The sequence below is a fragment of the Pseudomonas saudiphocaensis genome (assembly GCF_000756775.1).
GTDB lineage: Bacteria > Pseudomonadota > Gammaproteobacteria > Pseudomonadales > Pseudomonadaceae > Stutzerimonas > Stutzerimonas saudiphocaensis.
The window spans coordinates 2,754,824-2,768,748 of sequence record NZ_CCSF01000001.1; the positions used below are offsets into that span (position 1 = coordinate 2,754,824).

The following is a 13,925-nucleotide window of genomic DNA, read 5'->3' on the forward strand; positions in this document are numbered from 1 at the left end:
GAATCGAAACGTCTGTATGTCGAAGCGCAATACGCCACAGCGTCGCCACGCCATCCTTGCGCTGCTCAACGAGCAGGGTGAGGTCAGTGTCGATGCCTTGTCGCGGCACTTCGAAACCTCCGAAGTCACCATTCGCAAGGATCTCGCTGCGCTGGAGAAGAACGGCCTGTTGTTGCGCCGTTATGGTGGTGCGGTGTCCTTGCCGCAGGAACTGATTGGCGAGTCCATTCAGCCGGTTTCGCCGATCAAGCAAGCCATTGCCCGTGCCGCGGTCGCCTGCATTCGCGAGCATGCACGGATCATCATCGACAGCGGCACCACCACGGCGGCGATGATTCCGCAGTTGGGGCGTACCCATGGCCTGGTAGTGATGACCAACTCGCTGAATGTGGCCAATGCCCTGCGCGAGCTGGAACACGAGCCCGTGCTGCTGATGACCGGCGGCACCTGGGATCCGCATTCCGAATCCTTCCAGGGCCAGGTGGCCGAACAGGTGTTGCGCTCCTATGATTTCGATCAGCTGTTTATCGGTGCCGATGGCATCGATCTCGAGCGTGGTACCACCACTTTCAACGAATTGCTGGGCCTGTCGCGGGTCATGGCCGAAGTCGCCCGCGAAGTGATCGTCATGGTCGAATCGGACAAGGTCGGCCGGCGCATTCCCAACCTGGAGCTGCCCTGGAGCGGCATTCATACCCTGATCACCGATGATCGTCTCGACCCCGAGGCGCGTGACAGCATTCAGGCCCGTGGCGTCAGGTTGATCTGCGCGGCCATCGAAAACAATCTGGAGAACTGAACATGTGTGGCATCGTTGGCGCCGTCGCCGAGCGCAATATCAGCGCAATTCTTCTTGAGGGCCTAAAGCGCCTCGAATATCGCGGTTATGACAGTGCCGGCATTGCCGTGCTGGATGCCTCGGGAACCCTGCGCCGCCTGCGCCGCTCGGGCAAGGTGGCCGAGCTGGAGAGTGCCCAGCGCGCTGAAGAGCTGACCGGGCGCCTGGGCATCGCCCACACTCGCTGGGCGACCCATGGTGCGCCGTGTGAACGCAATGCTCACCCGCACCTGTCCGGCGACGATCTAGCGGTGGTGCACAACGGCATCATCGAGAACCACGAAGCGCTGCGTAGCCAGCTCCAGGCGCTCGGTTACGAGTTCGTTTCCGATACCGATACCGAAGTGATCGTGCATCTGCTGAATCACAAGCTTGCCGAGTTTGGTGATCTGACCGTCGCGCTCAAGGCGGCCATCAAGGAACTGCACGGTGCCTATGGTTTGGCAGTGGTCAGTGCCAAACAGCCGGACCGCCTGCTCGCCGCCCGCAGCGGCAGCCCGCTGGTGATCGGTCTGGGGCTGGGCGAGAACTTCCTCGCTTCCGATCAGCTGGCGCTGCGTCAGGTCACCGACCGCTTCATGTATCTGGAGGAAGGCGACATCGCCGAGATCCGCCGCGACAGCGTGCAGATCTGGGATGCCGACGGTCAGCCGGTGCAACGCGAATCCGTGCAGTATCACGAAGGAGCCGAAGCCGCGGACAAGGGCGAATACCGCCACTTCATGCTCAAGGAAATCCATGAGCAGCCCACGGTGGTGCAGCGCACTCTGGAAGGTCGTCTGGGCGACGACCATGTGCTGGTGCAGGCCTTCGGTCCGCAGGCTGCCGAGCTGTTCGCCAAGGTCCGCAACGTGCAGATCGTTGCCTGCGGCACCAGCTATCACGCCGGCATGGTCGCGCGTTATTGGCTGGAAGAACTGGCCGGTATTCCCTGCCAGGTGGAAGTGGCCAGCGAGTTCCGTTATCGCAAGGTGGTGGTGCAGCCCGATACGCTGTTCGTGACCATTTCCCAGTCCGGCGAAACTGCCGATACCCTGGCCGCGCTGCGCAATACCAAGGGCGCCGGCTATCTGGCCAGCCTGGCCGTGTGCAACGTCGGCATCAGTTCGCTGGTGCGTGAATCCGACCTCTGCCTGCTGACCCAGGCCGGGCCGGAAATCGGCGTCGCCTCGACCAAGGCGTTCACCACCCAGCTGGTCGGCCTGATGCTGCTGACCCTGGCTCTCGGCCAGGTTCGCGGCACCCTCGCAGCGGACAAGGAAGCCGAGCTAGTGGCCGAACTACGGCGTCTGCCGACCCGCCTGGGCGAGGCGCTGGCCATGGATGCCACGGTGGAGAAGATCGCCGAGCATTTCGCCGAGAAGCACCACACCCTGTTCCTCGGCCGCGGTGCGCAGTACCCGGTGGCGATGGAAGGGGCGCTCAAGCTCAAGGAAATCTCCTACATCCACGCCGAGTCCTATCCGGCCGGCGAGCTCAAGCATGGCCCGCTGGCGCTGGTGGATGCCGACATGCCTGTGGTTACAGTGGCACCCAACAACGAGCTGCTGGAAAAGCTCAAGTCCAACCTGCAGGAAGTGCGTGCACGTGGTGGTGAGCTGATCGTCTTCGCCGATGGCGCGGCAGGGATGGAGAATGGCGAAGGCACCTACGTCGTGAACATGCCCAGCATCCACGATGCGCTGGCGCCGGTTCTCTACACGCTGCCGCTGCAGCTGCTGTCCTATTACGTTGCCGTACTGCGCGGCACCGACGTCGACCAGCCACGCAACCTGGCCAAGTCGGTCACTGTTGAGTGACGCTCAGCCCGGTCTCAGCTACATGATGAAAAGGCCCTTCGGGGCCTTTTTCGTTTTCGGCGATGCACTGGGAGTGCTCGAGCGCGGCAGCGCGAATGAACAGCTCGAAGGTCGCTTCGGCGGCCGCCTGTATGGCCGGCCAGGTGCACGGATGGGCGGTCTCGAGCTGCGCGAGGAACGTCGGCCAGAGCTTGGCCGTGTCGCCGTGCTCCAGGTAAAGCGATGGTGCAGAAGGATCGAGCTGGTGAAGCCTTCGTGCCAGCACCCGCCCGCCCAGGCGGGAGCCTTCCAAAACGTATGCAGCGCCCCAGCTGCCGGCACTATCGTCAAGCTCCGGTGCTGGCAACGGTAAGGGTACCGGACTGCCTAGCGCCTCAAGGTCCGCGAACAGGGCATGGCGGCGAACCCGCTCTGGCCAGTCTTCCAGCAGACCAGCAATGCCGGCCTGCTCCAAGGCGACTTCCATGCTGCCTAAGACGCGGCCATGGGCACGCAAAAAGCTGAGGTAGCCGCCCTCCTGATCGAAGTCGAACGCGGCATAGGCGTTATCCACCTGTTCATGCAGAGGGGCGGTGGCCATGCGGAGACGGGTACGCAGCTCAGCCATTGTTATGTCTGCTTTCGTCGAGGGTCAGTTGAATCCGGCTGGCCAATTGCTCTTCGCGGAAGGGTTTCTGAATGATCGGGAAGTCCGTCAGCCCCAGCTCGCTCAGCTCCACATAGCCGGTCACGATGATCACCGGCAGCTCCGGGTAGCGGATTCTTACGGTACGGGCCAGCTCGCCGCCGTTCATGCCCGGCATGGCGAAATCGGCCAGCAGCAGGTCGACTTCAATGCCCTCGGCCAGCAGTTGTAGCGCCTGGTCGCCGCTTTCCGCCTCGGTCACGGCGAAGCCGAGGTTCTTCAGCATCTGTGCCGTCACCTCGCGCACGCTGTGGTCATCATCTGCCAGCAGAATACTGTGTCGGCCGAGAGGGGAGCGGGCGCGCGACGGCGCGAGCGCTTCGGCTTGCTGCGGTACGCTTGTGCGCGGCAGGAACACCTGCACCGTGGTGCCAACGCCCAGTTGGCTGCGGATGTGCGCGCCGCCGCTGGACTGCTTGGCGAAGCCGAATACCTGGGCCAGGCCGAGCCCCGAGCCTTTGCCTACTTCCTTGGTGGTGAAGAAAGGCTCGAAGGCCTTGCTCAATACTTCCTCACTCATACCGGCGCCGGTATCGGTTACCGACAGCACCACGTATTCACCGGGAGCTGGGTCCTCGGCGCGCAAGGCCGGCTGGTCAACCACGGCATTGCGGGTGCCCAATGTCAGCTGGCCGCTGTCACCCATGGCATCACGGGCGTTGATCGCCAGGTTAAGGATGATCATTTCGATCTGCGTCGGGTCCACCAGCGCATGCCATAGATCGGACTGCATATCGGTTTCGATGCGCACGTTGCCGCCCAGGGTGCTTTTGAGCAGGCTGAGCAGCGCTACCAGGGTCTCGTTGAGATCCACTGCAGTCGGTGCCAGCTGCTGGCGCCGGGCAAAGGCAAGCAGTTGACTGGTCAGGGTCGCACCGCGCTCACCGGCATCGCGAATGTACTGCAGCCGGCGCAGGCTGCGCTCGGCCGGAACGCCGGTTTCAAGATCGTTTTGCAGAAAGCTGGTGCTGGTCAGGATGACCGTCAGCAGGTTATTGAAGTCATGGGCGACGCCGGCGGTCAGCTGGCCCACGGCTTCCAGGCGCTGCATCTGCTGCAAGGTAGCCTCGACGCGCTCGCGTTCCTGGATCTGCGCGCGCAGCTGACGGTTGGCTTCAGCGAGCTTGTCGACGGCGGCTATTTCGTTGGTGATATCTCGTGCTGCGGCATAGATGCGGCCGTCGTCGGCCACGGCGGACCAGGACAACCAGCGATAACTGCCGTCGCGATGGCGCAGCCGATTGACGAAGCGATTGGTGACCTTGCCCTTGGCGATACGGGCGGTTTCGGCCTGCGATTCCTGCATGTCATCCGGATGAACCAGCTGGCTCAGGGGATGTTGCATCAGCTGCTCGAAGGACCAGCCGAGGGTGTCCTTCCAGATCGGGTTCAGGGCGATCGGCAGCATGTCCAGCTGGGTAACGGCCAGCAGGTCCCGTGACAGCTCCCAGGTACGGTCGCGTTCACGGGTGCGCTCCTCGACCCGCTCACCCAGGGTTTCGTTGATGCGCTTCAGGGTCTGGGTCGCCAACTGCTGCTCGGTGATATCCATCATCACGCCGAGGAAGCGGGTACAGACTCCATCCTCGAAAAAGGCCTGGCCACGGATTTCTATCCAGCAGGTGCGAGCGCCCCCGCGCAACACCCGGAAGGTGGTGCAGAACTCGCCATTACTCTCCTGACCTAGTGCCTGACGCACGTGCAGACGCAGTGCCTCTCGGTCTTCCGGATGGCAAAGCTGCTCCAACAGCGCCATGCTCACCGGAGCGTCTGGTGCCAGGCCGCACATGGCGCGGCTGCGTTCATCCCAAATCAGGGTGTCGTTCTTGGGCTCGTAATCCCACATGCCCAGCCGTGCTGCATTGATGGCCAGGCGTGCGCGCACCTCCACTTCACGCAGGGCCTTTTCCGCCTCCAATCGCTTGCGGTGCTCATTGACTTCGCCCAGGGCGCGCTCGACGGCCTTCGGCAGGAAGCCGAGGTTCTGCTTGAGCACGTAATCGACGGCGCCGGAGCGCATCATGTTGACCGCATTTTCCTCTCCAAATACACCGGAGAGGAAAATGAACGGTGTCTGCGGCGCCAGCTGGCGAGCCAGTTGCAGCGCCTGGCTGCCGGAAAAGCCCGGCAGGATGAAGTCGGCCAGGATCAGGTGGAATTCCTGTCGCTGCAAGGCCTCGACCACGCCCTGGTGATCGTAGACCCGCTCTGTATGCGACAGGGTATAGCCGCTGCGCTCCAGCGATAGCTGGGCCAGTTCGGCATCGTGTGGACTGTCCTCGATGAACAGGACGCTGATGTTTTTTGGCGCTGGCATAGTTACCCAGTCGATAAAAGCGGGAGCTGCAAACTGAGCAACGAGCGACCCTCAGGTGTCATCGTGCGGGCGCGCGCGCTTGAGCCGCAGGGAGCCGGGTGGCGGCTCGTTGAGCACCGCCCAGAAGATGCCCAGGTCAGAAATAGCGGCGACAAAATCCTTGAATTCGACCGGCTTGACCACGTAAGCGTTCACCCCCAGCTCGTAGGCTTTGAGCAGGTCGGGCTCTTCCCGCGACGAGGTCAGCATAACCACTGGAATACTGCGCAACTCTGGCGTATCGCGCACGATCTTCAGGACTTCCAGGCCGTCCACCTTCGGCAATTTGAGGTCCAGCAGCAGCACGGCAGGATTGCCGTCGGCGCGGCTTGCATGTTTGTCGGTGCGCAGCAGGTAGCTCAGTGCTTCGGCGCCATCGCGCATGATGACCACTTCGTTCGCCAGCTGGCTGCGCTCCAGTGCAATCAGTGTCAGTTCCAGATCGTGGGGGTTGTCTTCCACGAGAAGTATCGGTTTCAGCATCGCTTGTGTCTTCAAGAGGCAAGAGGTGTGTAGGACAATTTTGGTAACGCGAAATAGAAGGTAGCGCCCTGTTCAGGCTCGCTTTCAGCCCAGACCCGGCCATCGTGGCGCTCGATGATCCGGCGCACGCTGGCCAGGCCGATGCCGGTTCCCTCGAACTCTTCCATGCGATGCAGGCGCTGGAATACACCGAACAGCTTGTCGGCATATTGCATGTCGAAGCCCACGCCGTTGTCGCGCACATAGACGGTTACTTCGCCCATGCGCTGGGTGGCACCGATCTCGATCACCGCATGCTCGCGGTTGCGGGTGTACTTCACTGCGTTGTCGATGAGATTGCGCAACGCCATATGCAGGAATGCTGCATCGGCGACGATGATCGGCATCGGCAGCAGCCGCCACTCGATCTCCCGGCCTTCACAGTCGGGAGCGAGTTCCTCGCGGATAGAGGCGACCAGTGCGTCAAGGTTTACATCGGACAGGCGCAAGGCCGAGCGCCCCATCTGCGAGAAACTCAGGAGGTTGTCGACCAGGGTGCCGGCGAAGCTGGCAGCGTCGGCGATATTGTCGAGAAAGCGCGCGCCGCGTTCGCTCAGGCGGTTGCCTTCCAGCTCGCTGAGCAGCTCGGTATAGCCGGCGATATGGCGCAGCGGTGCACGCAGGTCGTGGGAGACGCTGTAGGAAAAGGACTCCAGTTCCTTGTTGCTGGCACGCAGTTCACCGGCCAGCTGGGCCAGTTCCTCGGCCTTGCGTAGTACGATGCCGAGCACTGCACTGCGCAGTTCCAGCGCACCCTCGACTTCCACCGGCTCCCACGGAAGGGCGTAGCCACTGAAAATCTGTTGCCAGCGCTCGAAGCTGTGCCGTGGGCTGAGGGCACCGCTTTGGCGATCCACCTGTTTTTCCGGCTGTCCGGCCCAGTTGACGATCTTGATCTGTTCACTTCGGAACCAGATCACGTAGTGGGCGTGCAGGCGGGAGATGGAAATTGCCATGACCCCGGCGCAGTGCTCGGCCAGCTCGGGCAGGCTGGGAATGTCGCGGCTGACGCAGTCGGTGTGGTAAATCAGCTGGTCGCGCTGCTGGCCCAGCCATTGGACCAGCCGCATGAGCTGTTCATGGTCGGGTGTTTCGCCGATGGTTTCGCAGATTTCCGCCGAAATGATCGCGGCGCCATTGGCACCGGCAAACGCCAATGCGACATCCGGCAGCTGGCGAAAGCCTTCCACCACGCTGTCGTGATCGGCCATGGCCGACAACATCCGCACGATCTGCTGGCGCAGCTCCAGCTGGCGCCGCGACAGGGTTTCCACCTCTCTCGCTTCGATCTGCAAGGCCAGAATGCGCCCCAGCAGCTCGCAAGAGGTACGGGTCTGGTAGCTCACCTGGCGTGGTTCGGCATCGTGACAGGAGATCAGCCCCCAGAGCCGGCCGCGCACGATGATGGAGATCGACATCGAGGCCAGCGTGCCCATGTTGCGCATGTACTGAAGATGCACCGGCGACACGCTGCGCAGGGCGGCGAAACTTAGATCAAGGGGCTCGCCAGTGGCGGGATTCAGCGCCGGTGTCAGGGGTGAGGGCTGATAGTTCGCGTCCTGGATCACGCGGATAAGGTTCTGCTGGTACAGCTGGCGGGCCTGGGGCGGGATATCCGAGGCCGGAAAACACAGGCCCAGATACCGGGCATAACCTGGGTCGGCTTCCTCGGCCAGCACGGTGCCGTTGCCTTCGGCATCGAACTGGTAGGCCTTGACCCGGCCAAACCCGGTGATGCGCTTGACCTCCTTGACGGCCAGCTCACAAAGACCGAGTAACTCGTGGGTCTCGTGAAGCTGGGTAACGAAGGTGCGCATCAGCGGATAGAGCGTGTCGTATGCATCATGGGTGCTACCGGCGCGCTCGAATTCCAGGATCAGCTGGTCGTTGCGGCGGTGCGCCATCAGCGCGAACGCACCTGCATCAGCGCCATCGAGACTGAAACTGATATCGCCCAGGTGAAACGGGTTCTGGTCATCTTCAGCCAGTGCGGCCAGCCCGGACTCGATTCGCCTGGTGTCGAACAATGCCGAAAGCGGTTGGCCCAGCAGCGCTTCGGCGTCGAGGCCCAGCCACTGGCGGATGTTTTCGCTGACCTGCTGGATGCGCAGCTGAGCCTCATCGACGGCTAACAGAAAACCGTGTGGTTGGATGCTGCCGGGAATATGAATAGGCTCTTCGGCGCAGCGTTCGATGGCGTCCAGGAGATCCTGGGCGTCGGTAGTGCTCATTGTGTGTCCTTGTTCAGGCTGTGCTGGCCGAATCACGCGCAGCATCAATGCGAGTGCTACCGGAAAACCGGCGGCAGTGGTCTATGGTGGCAGATCCTTGGACCCAATAACCGACGGTTTTACTTGATTGGGCACTTTAACCCGACGAAACGGACACGCCAATGCGCGCGCGCTTAAATGCGCTCAGCGAGCCGTAAGGAATTGTGAGAGTTTGGCAAGGCGGGAGTGACATGGCCTATGCCAGGCGGGGCATTGGCCAGGCGGACGGCTTTGCACCGCCCACCGTTTTGGCCTGATCAGGTCAGGAAATAGAAGGCACCGCAGATGACCACGCCCGAGTAGAGCAGCATCATCAGGCAGTAGCCCATGATGTCGCGAGCGCCGAGGCCGACGATGCCGAGCAGCGGCAGCGCCCAGAACGGCTGGATCATGTTGGTCCAGGCATCACCCCAGGCAATGGCCATGGCGGTGACGGTCGGCGAGACGCCGAGAGCCTGGGCGGCCGGCAGCATGATGGGGCCCTGTACCGCCCACTGGCCGCCCCCGGAAGGCACGAACACGTTGACCACGCCAGCGCTGAGGAAGGCCAGCAGCGGGAAGGTGTCGGCGGACGACCAGGAAATGAAGGTCTCGGTGACTTGGCGGCCCAGGGAAATGCCTTCGGCGTTGGCGCCCATCATCATGCCCATGATCCCGGCGTAGAAGGGGAACAGCAGGACGATGCCGCCGATGCCGCGCACACTCACGTCCACCGCGCGCATGTAGCGCTCCGGGGTTCCGTGCAGCAGCAGGCCGCAGAACAGGAAGATCGCAATCACCACGTCCAGGCCGAGCACGAAGCCCTTGCTGCTGAAATGGTTGAACAGGTAGATGGCAGCCATGGCCACCAGCGCCAGGCCGAGGATGCGGCTGTCGTCGACGCGCTGGGCCGGGGTTTCGCGCAGCGGCTGTTCAGCGGCGGCTTCCACCAGCTTGGCCGGATCGGCAACCTTGACGTCCTGGCGCGGATGCATGGCGCGGTTGAGCAGTGGCAGGCCGATGAACAGCAGCGCGACGATGGTCAGGTTCAGCGTTGTGAACAGGGTTTCGGTGATCGGTACAGCTTCGGTCAGCACGCCTGCGGTCATCCGCGCCAGGTCCGGGCCGCCGCTGGCCAGCGACAGCGGCACTGAGCCGGCAAGGCCGCCGTGCCAGACCAGGAAACCCGAATAGGCCGCCGCCACCAGCAGCGGGTAGTCGACGCCCTTGACCTGACGGGCCAGCGCGCGGGCGAAGACGGCGCCGATCACCAGGCCGAAGCCCCAGTTGACCCAGCAGCCGACCAGCGCCACCAGGGTGACCATGACGATCGCCTGACCCGGCGTGCGGGCCATGCCGGCCAGGCGGTCGAGCTGGCGGTTGACCAGCGGGGCACTGGCCAGCGCATGACCGGTGACGAAGATCAGCGCCATCTGCATGGCGAAGCCGAGCAGGGTCCAGAAGCCGCCGCTCCAGTGCTGCACCATGGCCGGTAGCGACTGGTCGGTGGAAAGCATGCCGGCAATCAGCACCGCGAAGGTGAGCAGCGCGGAGAAGACGAAGGCGGAGGGCAGGTAGCGTTGTACCAGGCTTACGCTCCAGCCAGTGAGGGTGTTGAACATGGGTGATGCCTCTTCTTATGTTTGTTTCTTATGTTCGTGTTGATCAGGCGGGTTAGCGCCAGGGCGCGGTTTGCCACAGCCCGGTCGAGACCGGGCTGGTTGGGGTTCCTCGTGTGAGCAGTTAGCGTTCGACGGCCAGCGCCACGCCCTGACCGCCGCCGATGCATAGCGTGGCCAGGCCCTTGTGGGCGTCGCGGCGGATCATCTCGTGCAGCAGGGTCACCAGGATGCGGCAACCGGAGGCGCCGATCGGATGGCCAAGGGCGATGGCACCGCCATTGACGTTGACCTTGTCGGCGTCCCAGCCCAGCTCCTTGCCCACCGACAGTGCCTGGGCGGCGAAGGCTTCGTTGGCTTCGATCAGGTCCAGCTCGGCGATGTCCCAACCGGCCTTGGCCAGGGTGCGGCGGGTGGCGTCCACCGGGCCGATGCCCATGATCGCCGGGTCGACGCCGGCACTGCCGTAAGCAGCAATGCGCGCCAGCACCGGCAGGCCGAGAGCCTGGGCCTTTTCAGCACTCATCAGCAGCACCGCGGCGGCGCCGTCGTTGAGGCTGGAAGCATTGCCGGCGGTGACGCTGCCATCCTTCTTGAACGCCGGGCGCAGCTTGGCCAGCGCCTCGGCGGTGGTGCCGGCACGCGGCTGCTCGTCGATGGCGAAGGCCACCGGCTCGCCCTTGCGCTGGGGAATCAGGATCGGGGTGATCTCGTCGGCGAAGCGCCCGGCCTCGATGGCGGCCGCAGCCTTCTGCTGCGAGGCGGCGGCAAAGGCATCCTGCTCCTCGCGGGAGAGCTGGTACTTCTCCACCAGATTCTCGGCGGTGATGCCCATGTGGTAGTCGTTGAAGGCGTCCCACAGGCCGTCCTGGATCATGGTGTCGACGATCTGGCTATGGCCCATGCGCAGGCCGGTGCGGGCGCCGGGCATGACGTAGGGTGCCAGGCTCATGTTTTCCATGCCACCGGCGATGACCACTTCGGCGTCGCCGCAGCGGATCGCCTGGGCGGCCAGTTGCACGGCCTTGAGGCCCGAGCCGCAGACCTTGTTCAGGGTCAGTGCCGGCACGCCATGGGGCAGGCCGGCCTTGACCGCGGCCTGGCGGGCGGTGTTTTGGCCGGCGCCGGCGGTGAGTACGTGACCGAGGATGACTTCATTGACCTGTTCGCCGGCGATGCCGGTCTGCTCCAGCAAACGCTGGATCACGGCGGCGCCGAGGTCGACGGCCGGCACATGGGCCAGCGCGCCCTGGAAACTGCCGATTGCGGTGCGGGTGGCGGCAACGATAACGACGTCTTGCATGGTGGTTACTCCGCTCAATCGAAAGACATTTCCGGAACCTGCTCAGGCACGATCAGGCGCCCGGCAGTCTTGGCCTTGATTTCCTCGACGCTTACCCCCGGTGCGCGCTCGCGCAGGATGAAGGCGCCGTCTTCGATTTCCAGGTAGGCGAGGTCGGTGAGCACCTTGCGGATGCAGCCGGCGCCGGTCAGTGGCAGCGAGCAGCGTTCCAGCAGCTTGGATTCGCCGTCCTTGGAGGCGTGGGTCATGGTGACGATGATGTTCTCGGCACCGGCGACCAGGTCCATCGCGCCGCCCATGCCCTTGACCAGCTTGCCGGGGATCATCCAGGAGGCGATGTTGCCCTGCACATCCACCTCGAAGGCGCCGAGCACCGTCAGGTCGACATGGCCGCCGCGGATCATGGCGAAGGATTCGGCCGAGTTGAAGATTGCCGCGCCGGGCAGGGCGGTGACCGTCTGCTTGCCGGCGTTGATCATGTCGGCATCCAGCTCGGCCTCGGTAGGGAAGGCGCCCATGCCGAGCAGGCCGTTTTCCGATTGCAGCATCACGTCGATTCCGGCCGGCACATAGTTGGCCACCAGGGTCGGGATGCCTATGCCGAGGTTGACGTAGTAACCGTCTTTCAATTCGCGCGCCACGCGCTGCGCCATCTGTTCGCGGGTAAGTGCCATGGGAACTCTCTTCTTGTAATCGGGCTTCTGGGAATCGGCAGCAGGATCAGTCGCGCAGGGTGCGCTTCTCGATTCGCTTCTCGAAGCTGCCCTGGATGATGCGATCGACGTAGATGCCCGGGGTGTGGATCTGGCTCGGCTCCAGCTCGCCGGGCTCGACGATCTCTTCCACTTCGACCACGGTGATCTTGCCGGCAGTGGCGGCCAGAGGGTTGAAGTTCTGCGCGGTGTGGCGGTAGACGACGTTGCCGAAATGGTCGGCCTTCCAGCCTTTGACGATGGCGAAATCGCCGCGGATGGCATGCTCGAGGATGTAGTGGCGGCCATCGATTTCGCGCACTTCCTTGCCTTCGGCCACCGGTGTGCCGTAGCCGGTGGCGGTGTAGAAGGCCGGAATGCCGGCGCCGCCGGCGCGCATCTTCTCGGCCAGGGTGCCTTGTGGAGTCAGTTCGACTTCCAGCTCGCCGTTGAGCAGCTGCTGTTCGAAGAGGGCATTCTCGCCCACGTAGGAGGCGATCATCTTGCGGATCTGGCGATCTTCCAGCAGTACGCCGAGGCCAAAGCCATCCACGCCGCAGTTGTTGGACACCACAGTGAGATCCTTGACCCCGCGACGGCGGATTTCCGCGATGAGGTTTTCCGGGATGCCACACAGGCCGAAGCCGCCGGCCAGTACGGTCATGCCGTCTTCGAGCCCTGCCAGGGCCTCCTCGTAGCTGCTGACGCGTTTGTCGAGTCCCGCCATGGTGCTGTTCCTCTTCTTGTTCTGATACTGATACCGACATCGCCGCCGGCCTGTCGATCGAGCTTCACCCTGGCGCATTCATTTGTTAAGTTTGTTTTTCTGATCTATTGATCAAAAAGGCAAATCAATGACCGTAAAGCAGCTCCGTGCTTTTCTCGCGGTTGCGCAAACTCTGAGCTTCGCTCAGGCCTGCGAACGCCTGCATTTGTCGCAGCCGGCATTGAGCCTGGCGATAAAAAGTCTGGAAGATTCCCTGGGCGGCAAGCTGTTGATCCGCACAACCCGCAGCGTACGCCTGACGCCTGAAGGGGAGGTCCTGCTACCGATCGCCCGGCGGCTGCAGACCGACTGGGACAATGCCGAAGACTTGCTGCGTCAGCATTTCACCCTGCAGCGCGGCACGGTGAGCATCGCCGCCATGCCGTCCTTCGCCGGCAATCTGCTGCCCGAGGCGCTCAAGGTATTCCGCAGTCGCTATCCCAAGATCAACGTGGCGGTACATGACCTGATCAATGAGCGGGTGCTGGAAATGGTCCGCAGCCGGCAGGTGGAGCTGGGCATCGCCTTCGAGCCGGAAGCCCTCGACGGACTGGAGTTCACCTCGTTCTACACCGACCGTTTCGTTGCCGTGGTGCCGGCCGGATCACCGCTGGCGCAGCGCGCGCAGCTCGACTGGGAGGAGCTGCTCGAGCAGACCTTTATTACCCTGCAACGCCCGTCGGCGGTGCGCCTGCTGCTCGAGCGCAGCCTGGCGGCACGCGGGCGCAAGTTGGCGGTGGGGTTTGAGAGTCACCAGCTGGCGACAGTGGGGCGTCTGGTAGCCAACGGCCTGGGGGTTAGCGCGGTGCCGTCGTTGTGCATTCGTCAGATGCATGAGCTGGGGGCACGCTGCGTACCCCTCCACGGCCTGCAGGTGGAGCGCCGGATCGGCCTGCTGCGTCTGGCCGATCACACCTTGTCCAGCGCCGCGCAGGGTCTGTCCGATGTGCTGGTGCAGATGAGCGACTGGCCGAACCTGGAGCAGCTGCGTCCGTCCTGACTTTCTTCGTAGGGGCGAATTGATTCGGCCGCGGGGCCATAAAGGCCGAACAAGCTCGGCCCTACAGACGGTGCGCCCGTAGTGAAACGCGCGCAG

General features: G+C 63.4%; 11 protein-coding genes. 3 read left to right on the plus strand and 8 right to left on the minus strand.

Going from position 1 to position 13,925, the window contains the following annotated elements:
• Nucleotides 1–16 precede the first annotated feature (16 nt).
• A complete protein-coding gene (locus tag BN1079_RS12705; RefSeq protein WP_037024904.1) occupies nucleotides 17–799 on the plus strand; it encodes a DeoR/GlpR family DNA-binding transcription regulator in 783 nt (260 codons plus the stop codon).
• Between the two features lie 2 nt (nucleotides 800–801).
• Nucleotides 802–2,637 (plus strand): glutamine--fructose-6-phosphate transaminase (isomerizing), encoded by a 1,836-nt coding sequence (gene glmS, locus BN1079_RS12710; protein ID WP_037024907.1) that lies wholly within the window; start codon nucleotides 802–804, stop codon nucleotides 2,635–2,637.
• Here glmS and BN1079_RS12715 read toward each other — a convergent pair.
• The 8 genes from BN1079_RS12715 to BN1079_RS12750 all read right to left on the minus strand — a co-directional run bounded on the left by BN1079_RS12715 (nucleotide 2,624) and on the right by BN1079_RS12750 (nucleotide 12,790).
• Nucleotides 2,624–3,244: a biliverdin-producing heme oxygenase gene (locus tag BN1079_RS12715; RefSeq protein ID WP_074436842.1), complete on the minus strand. Its 621-nt coding sequence runs from the start codon at nucleotides 3,242–3,244 to the stop codon at nucleotides 2,624–2,626. The two genes, glmS and BN1079_RS12715, sit on opposite strands and share 14 nt — an antisense overlap.
• Entirely contained in the window at nucleotides 3,237–5,639 is a 2,403-nt protein-coding gene (locus BN1079_RS12720; protein ID WP_037024910.1) for a response regulator, read from the minus strand. Before BN1079_RS12720 ends, BN1079_RS12715 begins: the two co-directional genes overlap by 8 nt.
• A gap of 51 nt (nucleotides 5,640–5,690) precedes the next feature.
• Nucleotides 5,691–6,161, minus strand: coding sequence for a response regulator (locus BN1079_RS12725; protein WP_037024913.1), 471 nt, complete (start codon nucleotides 6,159–6,161; stop codon nucleotides 5,691–5,693).
• Nucleotides 6,162–6,172: 11 nt separating this feature from the next.
• A complete protein-coding gene (locus tag BN1079_RS12730; RefSeq protein ID WP_037024916.1) occupies nucleotides 6,173–8,431 on the minus strand; it encodes an ATP-binding protein in 2,259 nt (752 codons plus the stop codon).
• Nucleotides 8,432–8,727: 296 nt separating this feature from the next.
• On the minus strand, nucleotides 8,728–10,071 hold the full coding sequence (locus BN1079_RS12735; protein WP_037024917.1) for a short-chain fatty acid transporter: 1,344 nt from the start codon (nucleotides 10,069–10,071) through the stop codon (nucleotides 8,728–8,730).
• A gap of 121 nt (nucleotides 10,072–10,192) precedes the next feature.
• Nucleotides 10,193–11,371, minus strand: a complete 1,179-nt coding sequence (locus tag BN1079_RS12740; protein ID WP_037024918.1) for an acetyl-CoA C-acetyltransferase — start codon at nucleotides 11,369–11,371, stop codon at nucleotides 10,193–10,195.
• Between the two features lie 14 nt (nucleotides 11,372–11,385).
• A complete protein-coding gene (locus BN1079_RS12745) occupies nucleotides 11,386–12,045 on the minus strand; it encodes a CoA transferase subunit B (RefSeq protein WP_037024919.1) in 660 nt (219 codons plus the stop codon).
• A gap of 46 nt (nucleotides 12,046–12,091) precedes the next feature.
• Nucleotides 12,092–12,790, minus strand: a complete 699-nt coding sequence (locus BN1079_RS12750; RefSeq protein WP_037024921.1) for a CoA transferase subunit A — start codon at nucleotides 12,788–12,790, stop codon at nucleotides 12,092–12,094.
• 127 nt (nucleotides 12,791–12,917) lie between these two features.
• On the opposite strand from BN1079_RS12750, the gene BN1079_RS12755 reads away from it, so the two are divergent.
• Complete coding sequence (locus BN1079_RS12755) at nucleotides 12,918–13,829, plus strand: LysR family transcriptional regulator (protein ID WP_037024923.1); 912 nt, start codon at nucleotides 12,918–12,920, stop codon at nucleotides 13,827–13,829.
• The last annotated feature ends 96 nt before the right edge of the window (nucleotides 13,830–13,925 follow it).